Here is a 17,457-nt window from a genome sequence, read left to right as displayed (position 1 = left end):
CATTAACTATTAGTTAATTTTAAATTATAAAACATTGAAAATCTACAATTATACAGATTTATCTAAATCAAAAATTGAAGAACTTTGTTCAAGGCAGATTGAAGACGATAAATTGGTTGAAGAACGGGTAATTGACATCATCAGCACGGTGAAAAAAGATGGCGACCAGGCACTTTTCAACTTCGCAAAAGCGTTTGATAAAGTTGATTTGCAGAAGCTGTTTCTAGATGTTGAAGAATTGCAAGCAATTGCATCTACCATTCCGGCTGAAGCAAAAAAAGCCATTGATACAGCTTACCAGAACATCAAAACTTTTCACCAGTCGCAGTTAAAAACTGAAGATAAAATAGAAACGATGCCAGGCGTTGTATGCTGGCGCGAGTTTAGAGCAATTGAAAAAGTAGGACTTTATATCCCCGGTGGAACGGCTGTTTTACCGAGTACTTTTTTAATGCTCGCAACCCCTGCAATCATTGCAGGCTGTAAAGAAATTGTGGTATGCTCTCCCCCGCAAAGTGATGGAAAAACCAATTGTTATCTGGCTTATTGTGCGGTGCTATTGGGTATCGAAAAAGTATTCCTGATCGGAGGTGCACAAGCAGTAGCTGCTATGGCTTTCGGAACGGAAAGTGTACCACAGGTGTATAAGATCTTTGGCCCCGGCAACCGCTATGTAACAACGGCAAAAACGATGGTTCAAAATAAAGTAGCTATTGATATGCCTGCCGGACCATCGGAAGTATTGGTTATTGCTGATGAGACTGCCAATCCGTCATTTGTTGCTGCTGACCTACTTGCACAGGCAGAACATGGAGCTGATAGTCAGGCTATTTTACTGTCTAATTCTAGTCATATCATCGCTGAAACATTAAAAGAAGTTGAAAAACAGATGATTATTCTTCCACGGAAAAATATTGCAGCCAAAGCAATCGCCAATTCTTATGCGGTTTTAGCAGAAAATCTGGAGCAAGCGATGCAATTCTCTAACGAATATGCACCTGAGCACCTAATATTGGCTACAGAGCAGTTTCAGAGCCTTATTCCTTTGATTATCAATGCAGGATCGGTGTTTTTGGGTAACTTTACGCCAGAAAGTGTCGGCGACTATGCCTCGGGAACCAACCATACTTTACCAACCAGCGGCTTTGCAAAAGCTTATTCAGGCGTATCTACGGATGCTTTCCTTAAAAAGATCACTTTTCAGCAATTATCACGTGAAGGCTTAGATAATATTGGTAAAACGGTTGAGATCCTTGCAGAAGCAGAAGGCCTGGGAGCACATAAAAATGCAATTACAATTAGATTAAAAACTGTGGAAGGAATAAGATAGAAGATTAAGGCAACATGCCAATCCCTTTTACCTTTTACCTTTTACCTTTTACCTTAAAAAATGGACATTAACGATTTAGTAAGAGAAAATATAAAAAACCTTCGCCCCTACTCTACTGCCAGGGACGAATTTAAAGGCCAGGCATCTGTTTTTTTAGATGCGAACGAGAACAGTTATGGTTCGCCATTACCGGCAAATTACAACCGCTACCCAGATCCCTTGCAACTGGATTTGAAAGATGCAATTAGTAAAATAAAAGGTGTGCCAATTGAAAATACTTTTTTAGGAAATGGTAGCGATGAAGCGATAGATTTATTATTCCGCGCTTTCTGTAATCCCGGAAAAGACAACGTAATTGTACTGCCTCCAACTTACGGAATGTACGAAGTATCGGCTAATATAAACGATGTAGAAATACGCAAAGTAAGCCTGCTTACCAACTTTCAGTTGGACATGGAAAAGATCGCCGAAACGATCGATAAAAACACCAAATTAATTTTCATTTGTTCACCAAATAATCCAACCGGAAATTCGATAAACCGTGAAGATATTGAAACCATTTTAGCCAACTTTAACGGCATCGTTGTAGTAGACGAAGCGTATATAAATTACGCCCGTCAGAAGACCTTTATACAGGAGTTAACCGAGTACGGAAACCTCGTTGTTTTGCAAACTTTTTCGAAGGCCTGGGGACTTGCCGCTTTACGTTTGGGCATGGCTTTTTCTTCAACAAAAGTGATCGATGTTTTGAACAAAATTAAGCCACCTTACAACATCAATCAGGCTACTCAGGATTTAGCTTTCGAAGCCTTAAAAAATATTGCCCAGGTGAACGATTGGATTAAAGAATCTGTTGCAGAAAGACAGCGTTTATCAATCGCATTAAACAGTATAAATACAGTAACAAAAGTATATCCATCTGATGCAAATTTTATACTCGTAGAAGTTACCAACGCCTTGAAGATTTATGATACTTTGGTAGATGAGGGCATCATTGTACGCGACCGTTCTAAAGTAACTTTATGCGAAGGTTGTTTAAGGATTACTGTTGGCACGAAAGAAGAAAACGACAAACTATTAACTGTTTTAGAAAAATTTTAAAATGAAGAAAGTACTATTTATCGACCGCGATGGAACCTTAAATATTGAGCCTGATGATGAACAGGTAGATAGTTTTGCAAAGCTTAAATTTTATCCGCGATCGTTATATTATTTATCGAAAATTGCAGCCGAGCTGGATTACGAACTGGTGATGGTAACCAACCAGGATGGACTGGGAACATTGTCAAATCCTGAAGAAAATTTCTGGCCAATCCATAATTTCATGTTGGATACTTTTGAAGGAGAAGGCGTTCATTTTAGCGAGATTGTAATAGATAGAACTTTTGCAAAAGACAATGCCCCTACCCGTAAACCCGGCACGGCTTTATTAACAAAATATTTCAGCGAAGATTACGATCTGAAAAATTCTTTTGTGATCGGCGATCGTTTAAATGATGTGGTTTTAGCCAAAAATCTTGGTGCCAAAGCCATTTTCATACGTCAGAATGATGCATTGGGCTCTACAGAGGCATTGGATAAACATGAAACGCTTTTAGATATTATCATTTTAGAAACGAAAAAATGGGAAGATATCTATAACTTGCTCAAAGCAGGAAGCAGAAAAATTCACCATGAGCGCAAAACGCACGAAACCGATATTACCATTAACCTTGATCTGGACGGAACAGGAAAAGCAAAAATCGAAACCGGATTGAACTTTTTCGATCACATGCTTGATCAGATTGCCAGACATGGAAGTGTAGATTTAGAGGTGATTGCAAAAGGTGACTTGCACATCGATGAGCACCACACCATAGAAGACACCGGAATTGCATTAGGTGAAGCTTTTGCCAAAGGTTTAGGCAATAAACTAGGCATCGAAAGGTATGGTTTTTGCTTACCAATGGACGATTGCCTGGCACAGGTTGCCATTGATTTTGGTGGAAGAAACTGGATTGTCTGGGATGCGGAGTTTAAACGCGAAAAAGTGGGCGATATGCCTACAGAAATGTTTTACCACTTTTTTAAATCTTTCAGTGATGCCGCAAAATGCAATTTGAACATAAAAGCTGAGGGCGATAACGAACATCATAAAATTGAGGCTATTTTTAAAGCTTTCGCCAAAGCCATTAAAATGGCCATTAAACGTGATGCTGAGAAAATGGTATTGCCAAGCACAAAGGGAATGTTGTAAGAAAGGTGAAAGGATGAAAGGCTTAAGGCGGAGGGTTTTGAAGCTAACCCGCTGTTAAATAAACCCGATAGCAGTGGAAAGCTCCCGATTCTTCATCGGGACTTGAAACGAATAGCGGGAATACAGTACCCATGAAAAACTGACATTCATTTTCAAACCTATAAAAGAGAAATCTGAACTATTAAACTATGGTTGGAATTATAAATTACGGAGCAGGCAACATTTTCTCCCTTACCGCAGCACTAGACCGCTTAAATGTGACCTACGGCATGGTAAATACAGAAGATGACCTCGAAAAATATAGCCACATCATTATCCCTGGTGTTGGCCATGCGGGGGCCGCCATGGAAAAATTAAAAGGCACCGGCCTTGTTGAAGCCATTAAAAAACTGACCAAACCCGTGCTTGGCATCTGTGTGGGTATGCAGCTCATTACCGGGTATTCGGAAGAGGGCGATGCGACTCTTTTAGATATCGTTCCTGTGAAAACCAAAAAATTCGATAAGTCACTGAATATCAAAATACCACACATGGGCTGGAATGCGGTGAGCACAAAAAACAATCCGCTATTTACTGGTGTTGAAGATAATACACAATTTTACTTTGTGCATTCGTACTTTATTGAATATAACCCTACTTTTGACATCGCATCTGCTGACTATGGTTTAAAGTTTTCGGCTGCGGTACAAAAAGACAATTTTTACGGCGTTCAGTTCCATCCTGAGAAATCGGGAAAAGCCGGCGAATTAGTATTAAAAAATTTTTCAAACTTAAGCTTATAAAATGTACATAATACCTGCTATTGATATTTTGGATGGAAAAGTAGTCCGTCTGCGTGAAGGCGATTACAACCAAAAAACAGAGTACGATGTTTCTATTGCCGAAATGATAGAAAAATACCGCTCAAATGGTACAGATTTTATCCATATTATTGATTTAAATGGAGCAAAAGGCGATTTTAGTAACCAAAAATCACTTTTCGAGATCATTAAAAAAACCGAGATGAAAGTGCAGTACGGCGGTGGGATCAGAACCATTGAGCAGGTAACTAACCTGCTTGATGCCGGAATCCACCGTGTAATTGTAGGTACGCAGGCCATTACCAATCCTGATTTTTTACCTCAACTAAGTGAAGCTTTTGCTAAAAAAGACGATTATGCAAACCGCATTGTCATCGCAATCGACGTTTTGGATGAAGTAATTAAATATTCCGGCTGGATGGAAAGCTCGCCGATTAAACTGATGGATTATGTGGATAAATGCCTTTCACTTGGTTTTTTCCGTTTCTTATGCACCGATATCAGTAAGGATGGAAAATTAGGTGGTGCAGCTGTTGAGTTGTACAAAAAACTGCTCGAACACTCTCCAATGATTAAATTAATTGCTTCTGGCGGAGTGAGTTCGATGGAAGATATTTACGAATTGGCCAAATACCCAATCAGAAGTGTAGTAGTCGGAAAAGCAATTTACGAAGACCGGATAACTATTGAAGAGATTAAGGATTGGAATTTGAAGGCTTTGAGTTCGATTTAATTCCATAAATATTTATGTCATCCTGAAGAATGAAGGATCTGCACCCGATGAAAAAGATACTTCGTTCCTCAGCATGACAACCAAATAAAATATGCTTTCAAAAAGAATAATTCCTTGTTTAGACGTTAAAGATGGCCGCACGGTAAAAGGTGTAAACTTTGTTGATTTACGCGATGCAGGTGACCCTGTCGAACTGGCGGCCCAATACGCACAACAAGGTGCCGACGAGTTAGTTTTCCTGGATATCACGGCCACACATGAACGTCGTAAAACGATGATCGAAATGGTTAAATCGGTTGCCAGGCAATTAAATATTCCTTTTACCATTGGTGGTGGAATAACAGAAATTGCAGATGCTGATGCCCTTTTAAATGCAGGTGCAGATAAAATAAGTATTAATTCTGCAGCCGTACGTAACCCTAAACTGATTGAAGACCTTGCCAAAACCTTCGGGGTACAATTTGTGGTTTTAGCAGTCGATACTAAACATGTAAACGACAAAAACATGGTCCACTTAAATGGCGGCAGATTAATTACCGAGCTGGAAACCGAAAACTGGATCAAACAGGCGGAAGATTTAGGTGCAGGAGAAATTTTGTTAACTTCTATGGATCACGATGGCACCAAAGCGGGTTTCGATTGTGGATTGTTAGGCAAAATAAACCAAATGATCAATATCCCGATTATTGCATCGGGTGGAGCAGGTAGCATGGAACATTTTACAGAGGTTTTCCAAAAAGCCAATGTTGATGCCGCACTTGCAGCCTCGGTATTTCATTATGGCGAAATTCTGATCCCTGATTTAAAACAAGAATTAAAAAGGAATCACATTCCGGTAAGAATATAAATAAGTCCGGAGCCGGCAGTCCAGAGTCATGGGTCTGTCTTTCCGAAATAAAAAAATAAAATGACAATCAATACCAGTTCCCTTGATTGGGAGAAAACAGAGGGTTTAATTCCCGTAATTATTCAGGATTATAAAACTTTAGAGGTTTTGATGCTGGGCTATATGAATGCTGAAGCACTGGAGAAAACGCAGGCAAAAGGCAAAGTAACTTTCTTTTCGCGTTCTAAAAACCGCCTTTGGACAAAAGGTGAAACCAGCAATAACTTTTTGTTTGTTAAAGAACTTTTTGTTGATTGTGATAATGACACCATTCTGATCAAGGCTGATGCCGTTGGCCCAACCTGCCATACCGGAAGCCGCAACTGTTTTAAGACAGATTTCAATCAGAATTTCATTTTCGAACTCGAAAACATTATTAATGATCGATATGAAAATCCGGTTGAGGGTTCTTACATCAACAAAATGCGCAACAAAGGTTTAAATAAAATTGCGCAAAAAGTTGGCGAAGAAGGTGTAGAAACTGTAATTGCTGCGCTTGCTGAAACAGAAGAAGAACTTATTGGAGAAGCATCAGATCTTGTTTTTCACTTATTATTTTTATTGAAAGAAAAAGGTTTATCTATCCAGGATATCGCTAAAAATTTAGAGAAAAGACATCAATAAAGGTAGAAGGCTGGAGGGTTGAGGGTGTAAGGTTTTAAATGCTAAAGCCCCACTTTAAATCTAAAATAAAAGATACAAATAATAAAAAATATTGGATAAAATTAATGCGATCATAAAGTCAAAAATTTTGATCTGGCATTTTTTATTGGTCATTACCGGAGCTTTTTTTATTTGTGCTTTACTTTACGTTTTAATTATTCCAATTGTATTTTGGATGGCTTTAGGAGAAAGTGCAGAATCTGATAAAATTGCAAGTTTACCATTCAATATGTTTATGGGAGAATGGGTAGCGTTAATCTTAACTATTCTACTCTGCGCGATTTTAGCATTAATAAATTTAAAGAAGTTAAACTTCCCAAGGGCAAAATCTTATCTATTAACTTCAGTAATAATTTCTATATTATATTTGTTCAGGACTAAAATTAGTGACTTTCCATTTGAAGTTTTTCAGTAGTAACTATTAATTGAGTTAATATTGTAACTAAAAGAAACAGATAAATAAAATCTATATTGAAAACAAATATTAATTTCGATGATCTAAATATATTTGTAAGGAATAAAATCCCTACAAATTATTACTTAAAGATATTTTTGTTCGTTTTTAATACTGTTGCGATCTTTGGCTTATTCTGGTTTGCCATTAGCTTGCAAGATGAAAAACCTAATATGTTTCCGTTTTTATTACCAATTGTATATTTTTTCACTTTAGGTAGGTATTTACTCTGGAATACTTTTGGAGAAGAGTTTTATGTCATTAGTACAAGCCATATTTCATATCAACATAATTATGGCTTTTGGAAAACTAAACTTAAAACATCAAAATATTATTCCATTAATCAGGCTACGGATATAACAAGTGAAACTATAAATTTGATTTTTATTGATTATACCGAAGAGAAATTACTAGTTGAAGTGTTTAGTACAGCCATTGAAATTTCGATTTCAGATTCAGAAAGAATTTTTAACCGACTAAACGAAATGAAATTTGATGAATTTGGCGAAGAAATAAATTTCCCAAAGATATTTGCAAATTAACCTAATTCTGATTTAGAAAAAAGATACAAATGAGGTAAAAGGCCGAAAGGTAAGGGTTTAAATATCCTTCAACCCTCCAACCTTCCCTCCTTCCAACCTTCCCCACATGCTCAAACATCTACACACCTTACCCGGACATCAAAACCCTGTTTACGCTTTAGCCAACGCTGACGAAGATGGCATATTTTTTAGCGCTGGAAATGATAAGGGCGTAGTAGAATGGTCGCTACTTAACATGTCTTTTGTGAAGGTTAAAATGCCGGTACAAAGTTCTGTTTATTGCCTTCATTACTACAATGAGCAATTGTTTGTTGGAGAACGGAGCGGTGCTTTTAGTGTTTACGACCTAAAAGAACAAAAGGTAATTTTAAGGATTAATGCGCATACTAAACCTATTTTCGATATACAAACGGTAAAAAGTAAAAATGAGCTTTTAACCACAGGTGAGGATGGCACTGTTGCGGTTTGGTCTTTAAATGATTTTAAGGAAATTTACCGTTTCCAGGTAGCTTACGATACCGTGAGGGCCATTGCAATTGCACCAAATGAAAATGAATTGGCTTTCGGCTGTAAAGATCACCTGATCAGGATTTATAACCTTGCCGATTATAGTTTAAAACAATCCCTCGAAGGTCATTCATTACCTGTAACATCTCTGGCTTATCACCCTACAGGCAAATACCTGATTTCGGGAAGCAGGGATGCCCAGTTAAAAGTATGGAATCTCCCCAATTATACATTGAGGGAAACGGTTCCGGCACATATGTTTACTGTTTACGATATTGCCTTTCATCCTACCCTTCCGTATTTTGCTACAAGCAGTCAGGATAAAAGCATTAAACTTTGGGATGCAGAAAATTTTAAATTATATAAAATTTTAAGCTTAGAAAAGGCAGGTATTGGCCATAGCCATTCCATCAATAAAATTATCTGGAGCCGTGATGGCAAATATCTGATTTCTACAGGAGATGACAGGCAGGTAATAGTTTGGGAGATGGAGTAGATTTAACCTAGCCATTTAGCAATTGACTTATTCGCTCTAAAAATGTAGGTTGCTTAATAATGGCCAACCCTCCTAAAACATAACTATCCATCTTCATTTTTATAAAAACCACTTTATCTTTCTCTAGCTTTACCTTTACATGTTTAATTTCATATCCAATATATCTTAGATCCAGAAAAATATTATTCTTAAATTCCTTTCTGTTCAGCCTAAACTCGAATTTTCCATTTCGATCTGTAACTGTTCTAATTTTCGAGCCTTTAATCATTATAGCTGCACCTATAATTGGGAGTTTATTATCTCCATCTATAACTTTTCCTTGTACCGTAACAAATCCATCTTCACAAGATCTTTCTAAAATAACTTCTTTTAAAGATTTTATATTGTCCGTCTGAAAGGTTGGATATGATAATGAAATATTTGCATTAGCCAATTTCGGAAAGCTCAAAAAAGCTATTAAAGATGCTGTAATTAAGCTTGGTTTAAATCTACTGAATGTATAGCTCTCTTTCACATTGATTAAACGGTCAAGCTGCTCTGGTTTAAATCTCCCACAGCTACTCCCCTGATTTTCATTAAACCAGTGTTTCAGCGCTTCATCTGTGAAGTGAGTAAAGTCTGTTACAGCTTTTTGGCAGGAACCGCAAAATTTACCATTTACATTGGGTTGCATGCTCTCCCATTCTTCATGGCAAGGTTTGGCAATCTGGATTTTAAATTTAGATGGCATAAAAAATGTATCTTTTATATAGGATACATTTTTGGCTACTATTCCACAAAACGTTTAATAATTCTCAATTTATGCGAATATTTCCCCAATTCTTTACTAAAAATCCCCTGATCATCAATCGGATCAATTTTTACCTTTGCTGAGGAATGGATAATTTCATTTGAGCTCAGCATGATACCAACGTGAGTGATTCTGCCTTCATCATTATCAAAAAAAGCTACATCACCTGCCTTACACTCCGCCAAAAAGCCTACCAGTTCGCCCTGCTCTGCTTGTTGCGAGGCATCGCGGTTTAATTTAATGCCCAACATTTTAAATACGGTTTGCGTAAAACCTGAGCAATCCAGACCAAATAAATGTCTGCCACCCCATAGATATGGGATATTCTGAAAAAATTTAGCTGTTTCGGTAACCCGATCGGTAAAATTTACAGCATGATTATCGTATGCTTCGAAATTCAGCTTAAATTTTTCTTCTCCGACATAACAATATCCATCTTTTAAAAAAGGAAGATTACTTGCCGGACTTAAATGATAGGAACTACCATCAGTTGCAGTTAACACATTACTGAAACTTAATGGAGCCAATAATTTACAATCGTGCATTTCTACAAATTGATCCTGACTGATTGATGCTAACTGCCTGAAATCCATCCAGCCTTCATAACCATCGTAACCATTCTGGATCAGCCACCAACGCTCTTCCTTTTGAATAATTTCTACATGATCACCGAATAAAAGATGCGAAACAATTTCTGCTTTATCTGATGCATCTGCTCTTAAAGGCGCTACAGCAACCCTACAAATACCGTATTGATTTTCCATTAAACTTGCCCGTTAAACTATTGTAAAACTAATAAAATACATCCATTGCCTAACATTTTACCTTGAAATTTGTTATTTTTACAATGATCACCTTTTAAATATGCTCGCCATGAATTTTAAAAAAATATTAATTGCCGTTGATAACAGTACCTGCTCAGAAAAAGCGGCAAAAGCCGGTTACGACATGGCTGAAAAATTTGGTTCAGAAGTAGCGTTAGTCAACATTATCGAGCCCGTTCCAGCTAATGTAAATCCCGATTTAACTCTTGCACCGGTGTTTTTAGAAACTTATGATAACAGCGAAGAAAACAGCCATATTCTATTGAAAGAAATGGAAACAAAATATGGTAAGGGCATTACAACAACTTATTTAAGCATAGTAGACACCGCAGCGCACGGCATTATCCAACAATCAGACGAATGGGGATCTGATTTAATTGTAATTGGCACTTATGGTCGTACAGGTTTGTACCACTTTTTAATGGGAAGCGTTGCTGAGCATGTAGCGAGAAAATCTGCTTGCCCTGTTTTGATTATCCCTAATAAATTTGAAATAGATTAGTTAGGGTTTAGGGGAAACCAAAGACCATAATAATAGTTTTCAGAAGATATATCAGCCACTAGTTTAAAAGTCTAATCTTTTCGAAAAGTAAATTCTTTTGTACCCTTTAGGAAAGTTTTGTATCTCTCCGATTGGCATGTATCCATTCTTTAAATAAAATTCTTCTGCCTGAAAGTCAAAAGTATCAAGCATAGCAACTGTTGCTCCTTTTGACTTAGCAATGTCTTCAATATATTTTAAAATGTAGGTACCTATTCCTTTTTTTCTATAGTCATCTTTTACCCAAAGAATGTTGATTTCTAACCCATTCCAATAACCTATACCAGCAAGAACACCTCCTATTTCTTCTCCATTCTCATTTTTTGCAGTATATTCCAATGGTGTCCACATATCGGAAAGAGCAGATACCTTATCCAAATTATATTGATTAATTCCATCAACAATTTTGACTATACTTCCCTTTTCACAAGGAACTATTGTGATTTTATCGGTCATGATTACATTTTTGGTCAATAAAAAACTTCCTATAACTAAAAAAGTCTCACTTTAAGCGAGACTTTCCTTATAATATTTTTTTTGAAGCTTATCCTTCCTGATGTAACCAGGCTTTCTTAGCCAGTAATTCTTCTTCCGTTTCGCGGATATCTTCGTCATCTACACAACAATCAACCGGGCAAACTGCCGCACACTGAGGCTCGTCATGAAAGCCTTTACACTCTGTACACTTATCGGACACAATGTAATATACTTCATCCGAAACTGCTTCCTGAGCAGCATCTGCTTCAATTTGTTGATTACCAAAATCAATGATACCATTTAAGTTTGTACCATCAGAAAAACGCCATGCAGTACCGGCATCGTAAATTGCGTTATTTGGACATTCCGGTTCGCAAGCCCCACAATTTATACACTCATCTGTTATTTTAATCGCCATGTTTTCGTCTAATTCTTTTGCTTAGTTTACCTTTGCGCTTGCAAATATAATATATAATCACTTAATAATAATTCTAAATATGTCAGCATTAACTCAAGAAAAAGTAATTAGCGCCTTTAACAAACTAGGCATATTGCTTACAAACCCTACTGACATACTAGGAAATACAATTTATAACGCCGAAAATGCCAATGCATGGTTCACCTTAGAAAACGTAAAAAAATCTGTTTTATCTTTTGCTGAGATGTTAAACGAGGCAGATTTAACCATTTGGTTTAAATCAATAGGCTTTAGCCAATCGCCTAAAAAGGTGGGACTGATCCTGGCAGGCAACATTCCGATGGTGGGTTTACATGATGTTTTATGTGTATTGGCTACCGGAAATATTGCATTAATCAAACTTTCTTCAGCTGATGAAAAATTGATTAAAGCTGTGCTTGCCGAATTGATTAAAATAGAGCCTGCATTTGAGGCCAGAATTGAATATGTAGAGCGTTTGAAAGATTTTGAAGCGGTTATTGCCACAGGGAGCAACAATTCATCCCGTTATTTTGATTTCTATTTCAGTAAAGTACCCAATATTATCAGGAAAAACAGAAATAGTGTAGCAGTTTTAAATGGTACCGAAAGTTTTGAAGATATACAGCATTTAGGTGCCGATATATTTGATTATTTTGGATTGGGCTGTAGAAATGTATCTAAAATCTATTTCCCTAAAGATTACGACATTGCAAATTTTTACGAAGGGATTGAAAGTTTCCAGCCCATTATCAACCATTTTAAATACAATAACAACTACGATTATAATAAATCTATCTATCTGGTTAATGCCGCTAAACACTTCGACAATGGCTTTTTGTTATTAAAAGAAGATGAAAGCTTAACTTCTCCCTTAGCTGTACTTTTTTATGAAGAGTATGATAACCTACAAGAAGTAGAAGATAAACTAAGGGAAAATGCAGAGAAAATTCAGTGTATCATCACCAAATCGCCGTTAAACGTTAACACTTTTGATTTTGGCCAAAGCCAGCATCCAAAACTTTGGGATTATGCCGATAACGTGAATACAGTTGAGTTCTTAAACCACCTAAATTAGAATTTCTCAACTTTAGTCTTTCAGCTTTCTCCTTTGGTGTTTCAGCTTAAATAGCTACTTTTGGACACAATGTATATCGTTAAAGTTAAAGGCATAGCCAAAATTCCGGATTACGTACAGTTAAGAGATGATAAGTTTACGCTCTTGGCTTACTTTAGGGTGGATAGACCTGACAAATCGCTGGAAAAACTCGGACTTGGTGACAAGCAGGATTACATTATGGAAATGGTTAAAGGTTTGCCTTTCGGGCAGATTGCAAAATTGGAAATATAATATGGCAGGCAACTCAGTAATTCATTTAAGCAATGTTGATGTTTTTCAACAAAAACATCTAGTCCTCTCAAACGTAAATTTACACATCGAAAAAGACGAATTTGTGTTCCTGATCGGTCAAACAGGTTCAGGTAAGAGTAGCTTGCTTAAAATATTATATGGCGACTTACATATTGGCAATGGCGAAGGTAATATTGCTGGTTTCGACCTTAAAAACCTGAAAGAAAGCCAGGTGCCATTTTTACGCCGTAAGTTAGGCGTTGTTTTTCAGGATTTCCAACTGCTTACCGATAGAACTATTGAAAAAAACCTCGAATTTGTACTCAAAGCAACAGGTTGGAAAGATGAAAAACTAATTAACGAACGCATTAAAGATGTTTTAGATAAAGTTGGTTTGCGGTCTAAAATTAAAAAAATGCCACACGAAATTTCTGGTGGTGAGCAGCAACGTATTGTTATTGCAAGAGCTTTGTTAAATGACCCGGAAATTATTCTTGCTGATGAGCCTACCGGAAATTTAGACCCGGAAACATCTGAAGAAATTGTAACCCTGTTAAAGCAAATCAGCCAGGCCGGAACTGCCGTTTTAATGGCTACGCATGATTACCACATCATCCGTACTTTCCCTTCCCGCATTATCAAATGTGAAAGCGGGGTGGTACATGAAGATGCACAAATCGTATAAAAAATTCTGACATCCGTCAGCTAATCAGCCAATCTGTTCAGATAAATACAAATAAATCTGACAGCTTGGCTGATTTCTGTTTATGGCAAAATAGTTGAGATTAACACAAAAAAATTCAGCCCAGTATTATGTTTAATAAGAAGAAAAATAACGATAAAGAAGAAAATATAATGAATCCTGAAAACACATCAGAAAATACTGCTGAGAATGTAGAGAATACTGATGCTCCTGCTGCTGAAACTGAGCAGGCACCTGAATTATCTGCAGAAGAAAAATTGCAAGCAGAGGTTCAACAACTTAACGACAAATATTTACGCTTATATGCTGAGTTCGATAATTATAAACGTCGTACGCAAAAAGAACGTGTAGAACTATTGCAAACTGCAGGTAAAGATGTAATTGTTTCACTTTTACCTGTTTTAGATGATTTTGACCGCGCATTAAAAGCAATGGAAACTGCTACTGAAGTAGCTCCGGTTAAAGAAGGTATATTATTGGTAAGCACAAAACTGAAAAATACCTTAGCACAAAAAGGGTTGAAAGATGTAGAAAGCATTAGCCAACCTTTCAATACCGATTTCCACGAAGCAATTACCAATATCCCTGCTCCTAGTGATGACCTTAAAGGGAAAGTGATCGATGAGGTGGAAAAAGGTTATACCTTAAATGATAATGTAATCCGCTTTGCTAAAGTTGTAGTTGGAGCGTAAGAAATAATTATTGAATGATTGAATTTTGAATGATTGAATTGATATTCTTTCATTCCATCACGCAATCATTCGATCATTTTATAAAGAAAGATGAGTAAAAGAGATTATTACGACGTATTAGGCGTAACCAGGGGCGCAACTGCTGATGAGATAAAGAAAGCTTATCGCAAGATGGCGATTAAATATCATCCGGATAAAAACCCGGGAGATAAAGCAGCTGAAGATAAATTTAAGGAAGCTGCCGAAGCTTACGAAGTTTTAAGCAGTGCCGATAAAAAACAACGTTATGATCAATATGGTCATGCGGGTGTTGGAGGCGCGAGTGGCGGCGGTTATGGCGGTGGCGGAATGAACATGGACGATATTTTCAGCAATTTCGGAGATGTATTTGGAGGTCAAAATCCTTTCGAAAGTTTTTTTGGTGGTGGCGGTGGCGGCCAGCAACGTGGAGGCAGGCGTGTAGCCAAAGGCACTAACCTACGTATAAAGGTTAAATTAACATTGGAAGAAATTGCACATGGTGCAGAAAAGAAAATCAAGGTTAATAAATTAATTGTTTGTAAAACCTGCGATGGCTCTGGTGCAAAAGATAAATCATCGGTAAGTACCTGTGGCACCTGCGGTGGTAGCGGCCAGGTGCGTAGAGTAACCAATACTATTTTGGGTCAGATGCAAACGGCATCAACCTGCCCTACCTGTAACGGTAGCGGTCAGCAAATTACCTCAAAATGTACAGTTTGTCATGGAGACGGTGTTGTACGTGGTGAAGAAACCATTACCATCAATATCCCCGCAGGTGTAAGTGAAGGCATGCAATTAAGCATGAGTGGAAAAGGAAATGCAGCACCTAATGGCGGCATCCCTGGCGATTTAATTATTTTAATTGAAGAAACACCTCACGAAACGCTAAAACGTGAAGGCAATAACATTGTTTACGATTTACATTTAAGCTTTGTTGATGCTGCTTTAGGGATGAGCATCGAAGTACCAACAATTGATGGTAAAGCAAAAATAAAAATTGAACCAGGTACCCAAAGTGGAAAATTATTGCGTTTAAAAGGTAAAGGTTTGCCTGAAGTGAATTCTTATCACAGAGGCGATGAGATTATCCACATCAACATCTGGACACCAAAAGCTTTAAGTAGCGACGAACGTAATGCTTTGGAGAAATTACGTGAATCGCCGAACTTTAAGCCTCAACCGGGTAAAAATGATAAGAGTTTCTTCGAAAGGATGAAAGAATACTTTGAGTAATTAATTAAATATCAATTGGAAAACCGATGTCGCAAGCATCGGTTTTTTTGTTTTACAGCAAATCGTCAGGCTGATCCGGTTTTATGAAGCCAGATGTTACCATCTGACTATTACAACCATACCAGTAAATTTTGATAATTAATTTTTCGCCGTATCAGATGGTAACATCTGACACTATGGGTATTCATTTGTAACCTTAAATTCTTGCATTTGCATAAAATATTGACCACCTAAGTCACCTGAGGTCAACTAAGCATAAATTATTTTGTGAAGTCAGATGTTACCATCTGACTATAAAAACCAGATAAGTAAAATAAATATTTGATTTTTCGCATTATTAGATGGTAACATTGGACATCACGGGCATCTGGGCATAAATTGCTAATTTTTCGGGTTACCATATCGATAAAATAAGCATTAATTATAAAATATGGACGAACTCAGTACTGCTTTCAGAAAAAATCCCATTGTATCGGTAATATTTGCATTGTATTTAATTGGATGGATTTCACCAATCTTAATGGAGATTTTATTTGCGCCGGCAAAAAATGAAACACAATTAAAGAATCATCATTCGCCATTTACCGGATTTTTAATAGGCTCAATGCTTTATTTATTAACTATGGTGGTATTAGGCTTTCTAAATAAAAAAGGAAACATTTACTTAAAACTATCAGGTTACATTGGCATCTCGTTGATTATTTTCGCCGCCATTTATAACTGATAATAAACCTTTCTATTTATATCCTGTTTTCTATAGATGAAATGGAGAATTGGTTGTTCAGGCTTCTATTACCGCGAATGGAAAGAGGTTTTCTACCCAAAAGGTTTGGCACAAAAAGATTGGTTCAGGTATTATTGCGAACATTTTAATACAATAGAGATCAATTCTACTTTCTATAAAATGCCAACTCAAAAATCGTTCGATAAATGGTACAATGAAAGTCCGGATGATTTTTTATTTACGATTAAGGCACCGCGACTGATTACACATTATAGACAGTTGAATGAATGCGAACAACTTATCAACGATTTTTACGTGGCTATTCAAACCGGACTAAAGGAGAAATTGGGTTGTGTACTTTTTCAGTTTCCACCGAAATTCGATTATAATACTGAGCGGTTAAATCTATTGATCGAAAATTTAAGACCAGATTTAAAAAACGTGGTAGAGTTTCGACACATCAGTTGGTTTGACGAAGAAATTTACAAAAAATTAGGCAAAAACAATATCACTTTCAGCGGACAAAGCTATCCATCTGCCCTACCCGATAATGTAATTCAAAATACAGCACCTGTTTATTACCGTTTTCACGGGAAGCCTGTATTGTATAAATCCGAATATGACATAAATACAATTACAGACTTCAAAAATCAGATTAAAGACGGTGTTAATGAAGTTTTTGTTTATTTTAATAATACCTGGGGCATTGGGGCATTACATAATGCGAAACAATTGCAGGGTTTAGTGAAATAGGATTGGAAAATCAATGACAGTGGTATATTTTAATATTAGTTGGGCTATACGCTGTAGCTCTGATTAAAAAAAATCTGAGGCTGCCGCTGCTATCCCGTTTATTAACAGTGGCTGGTACTACTATTTTGGATAGCAGAACCATATTGGTGCAGTAAGATGTTACCATCTGACTGCTCGGAGCATCTTAACAAAATGTCAGATGGTAACATCAGACACCATGGGGATTTTCCTGGCCGTTCGCTATTTTGCCAAAAGCTACTAACGT

The 17,457-nt window shown here is 37.0% G+C and carries 22 protein-coding genes; 18 read left to right on the top strand and 4 right to left on the bottom strand.

Features of this window, described 5'->3' with window-relative positions; all coding sequences use genetic code 11:
* Window positions 1–34 precede the first annotated feature (34 nt).
* The 10 genes from hisD to FFJ24_RS03125 all read left to right on the top strand — a co-directional run bounded on the left by hisD (window position 35) and on the right by FFJ24_RS03125 (window position 8,647).
* Window positions 35–1,330, top strand: a complete 1,296-nt coding sequence (hisD, locus tag FFJ24_RS03170) for a histidinol dehydrogenase (RefSeq protein WP_138822482.1) — start codon at window positions 35–37, stop codon at window positions 1,328–1,330.
* Between the two features lie 60 nt (window positions 1,331–1,390).
* Window positions 1,391–2,431, top strand: a complete 1,041-nt coding sequence (gene hisC / locus FFJ24_RS03165; protein ID WP_138822480.1) for a histidinol-phosphate transaminase — start codon at window positions 1,391–1,393, stop codon at window positions 2,429–2,431.
* 1 nt (window position 2,432) lies between these two features.
* A complete protein-coding gene (gene hisB, locus FFJ24_RS03160; protein ID WP_138822478.1) occupies window positions 2,433–3,566 on the top strand; it encodes a bifunctional histidinol-phosphatase/imidazoleglycerol-phosphate dehydratase HisB in 1,134 nt (377 codons plus the stop codon).
* 188 nt (window positions 3,567–3,754) lie between these two features.
* Complete coding sequence (gene hisH / locus FFJ24_RS03155) at window positions 3,755–4,348, top strand: imidazole glycerol phosphate synthase subunit HisH (protein WP_138822476.1); 594 nt, start codon at window positions 3,755–3,757, stop codon at window positions 4,346–4,348.
* Window position 4,349: 1 nt separating this feature from the next.
* Window positions 4,350–5,099, top strand: coding sequence for a 1-(5-phosphoribosyl)-5-[(5-phosphoribosylamino)methylideneamino]imidazole-4-carboxamide isomerase (gene hisA / locus FFJ24_RS03150; protein ID WP_138822474.1), 750 nt, complete (start codon window positions 4,350–4,352; stop codon window positions 5,097–5,099).
* Window positions 5,100–5,190: 91 nt separating this feature from the next.
* Window positions 5,191–5,946 carry an imidazole glycerol phosphate synthase subunit HisF gene (gene hisF, locus FFJ24_RS03145; RefSeq protein ID WP_138822472.1) on the top strand — a complete coding sequence of 252 codons (756 nt, stop codon included), beginning with the start codon at window positions 5,191–5,193 and terminating at the stop codon, window positions 5,944–5,946.
* A gap of 60 nt (window positions 5,947–6,006) precedes the next feature.
* Window positions 6,007–6,609, top strand: a complete 603-nt coding sequence (gene hisIE / locus FFJ24_RS03140; protein ID WP_138822470.1) for a bifunctional phosphoribosyl-AMP cyclohydrolase/phosphoribosyl-ATP diphosphatase HisIE — start codon at window positions 6,007–6,009, stop codon at window positions 6,607–6,609.
* Window positions 6,610–6,700: 91 nt separating this feature from the next.
* Window positions 6,701–7,063, top strand: coding sequence for a hypothetical protein (locus tag FFJ24_RS03135; protein ID WP_138822468.1), 363 nt, complete (start codon window positions 6,701–6,703; stop codon window positions 7,061–7,063).
* A gap of 56 nt (window positions 7,064–7,119) precedes the next feature.
* Complete coding sequence (locus FFJ24_RS03130; RefSeq protein WP_138822466.1) at window positions 7,120–7,644, top strand: hypothetical protein; 525 nt, start codon at window positions 7,120–7,122, stop codon at window positions 7,642–7,644.
* A 106-nt stretch (window positions 7,645–7,750) separates the two neighbouring features.
* Window positions 7,751–8,647 (top strand): WD40 repeat domain-containing protein, encoded by an 897-nt coding sequence (locus FFJ24_RS03125; protein WP_138822464.1) that lies wholly within the window; start codon window positions 7,751–7,753, stop codon window positions 8,645–8,647.
* Window positions 8,648–8,654: 7 nt separating this feature from the next.
* Here FFJ24_RS03125 and FFJ24_RS03120 read toward each other — a convergent pair whose 3' ends face one another.
* Window positions 8,655–9,377 (bottom strand): carboxypeptidase-like regulatory domain-containing protein, encoded by a 723-nt coding sequence (locus FFJ24_RS03120; protein ID WP_138822462.1) that lies wholly within the window; start codon window positions 9,375–9,377, stop codon window positions 8,655–8,657.
* A 38-nt stretch (window positions 9,378–9,415) separates the two neighbouring features.
* Window positions 9,416–10,201 carry a C40 family peptidase gene (locus tag FFJ24_RS03115; protein WP_138822460.1) on the bottom strand — a complete coding sequence of 262 codons (786 nt, stop codon included), beginning with the start codon at window positions 10,199–10,201 and terminating at the stop codon, window positions 9,416–9,418.
* 109 nt (window positions 10,202–10,310) lie between these two features.
* On the opposite strand from FFJ24_RS03115, the gene FFJ24_RS03110 reads away from it, so the two are divergent.
* A complete protein-coding gene (locus FFJ24_RS03110) occupies window positions 10,311–10,763 on the top strand; it encodes a universal stress protein (protein ID WP_138822458.1) in 453 nt (150 codons plus the stop codon).
* A 63-nt stretch (window positions 10,764–10,826) separates the two neighbouring features.
* Here FFJ24_RS03110 and FFJ24_RS03105 read toward each other — a convergent pair whose 3' ends face one another.
* On the bottom strand, window positions 10,827–11,258 hold the full coding sequence (locus FFJ24_RS03105; RefSeq protein ID WP_138822456.1) for a GNAT family N-acetyltransferase: 432 nt from the start codon (window positions 11,256–11,258) through the stop codon (window positions 10,827–10,829).
* 88 nt (window positions 11,259–11,346) lie between these two features.
* Complete coding sequence (locus FFJ24_RS03100) at window positions 11,347–11,697, bottom strand: 4Fe-4S dicluster domain-containing protein (RefSeq protein WP_025143125.1); 351 nt, start codon at window positions 11,695–11,697, stop codon at window positions 11,347–11,349.
* Between the two features lie 79 nt (window positions 11,698–11,776).
* Between FFJ24_RS03100 and FFJ24_RS03095 the strand changes: the two genes are divergently transcribed.
* The 7 genes from FFJ24_RS03095 (at window position 11,777) to FFJ24_RS03065 (ending at window position 17,192) form a co-directional block, all read left to right on the top strand.
* Complete coding sequence (locus tag FFJ24_RS03095; RefSeq protein ID WP_138822454.1) at window positions 11,777–12,793, top strand: acyl-CoA reductase; 1,017 nt, start codon at window positions 11,777–11,779, stop codon at window positions 12,791–12,793.
* A 69-nt stretch (window positions 12,794–12,862) separates the two neighbouring features.
* Window positions 12,863–13,066 (top strand): hypothetical protein, encoded by a 204-nt coding sequence (locus FFJ24_RS03090; RefSeq protein WP_025143129.1) that lies wholly within the window; start codon window positions 12,863–12,865, stop codon window positions 13,064–13,066.
* A 1-nt stretch (window position 13,067) separates the two neighbouring features.
* A complete protein-coding gene (locus FFJ24_RS03085) occupies window positions 13,068–13,751 on the top strand; it encodes a cell division ATP-binding protein FtsE (RefSeq protein ID WP_025143130.1) in 684 nt (227 codons plus the stop codon).
* A 128-nt stretch (window positions 13,752–13,879) separates the two neighbouring features.
* A complete protein-coding gene (locus FFJ24_RS03080; RefSeq protein ID WP_138822452.1) occupies window positions 13,880–14,461 on the top strand; it encodes a nucleotide exchange factor GrpE in 582 nt (193 codons plus the stop codon).
* 90 nt (window positions 14,462–14,551) lie between these two features.
* Complete coding sequence (gene dnaJ / locus FFJ24_RS03075; RefSeq protein WP_138822450.1) at window positions 14,552–15,715, top strand: molecular chaperone DnaJ; 1,164 nt, start codon at window positions 14,552–14,554, stop codon at window positions 15,713–15,715.
* 430 nt (window positions 15,716–16,145) lie between these two features.
* A complete protein-coding gene (locus tag FFJ24_RS03070; protein WP_138822448.1) occupies window positions 16,146–16,439 on the top strand; it encodes a hypothetical protein in 294 nt (97 codons plus the stop codon).
* 36 nt (window positions 16,440–16,475) lie between these two features.
* Window positions 16,476–17,192: a DUF72 domain-containing protein gene (locus FFJ24_RS03065; protein ID WP_138822446.1), complete on the top strand. Its 717-nt coding sequence runs from the start codon at window positions 16,476–16,478 to the stop codon at window positions 17,190–17,192.
* Window positions 17,193–17,457: the final 265 nt, after the last annotated feature.

The sequence above is a fragment of the Pedobacter sp. KBS0701 genome, assembly GCF_005938645.2.
GTDB lineage: Bacteria > Bacteroidota > Bacteroidia > Sphingobacteriales > Sphingobacteriaceae > Pedobacter.
The sequence above is the reverse complement of the archived record's forward strand: the minus strand, read 5'-3'. Positions and strand labels throughout refer to the sequence as shown.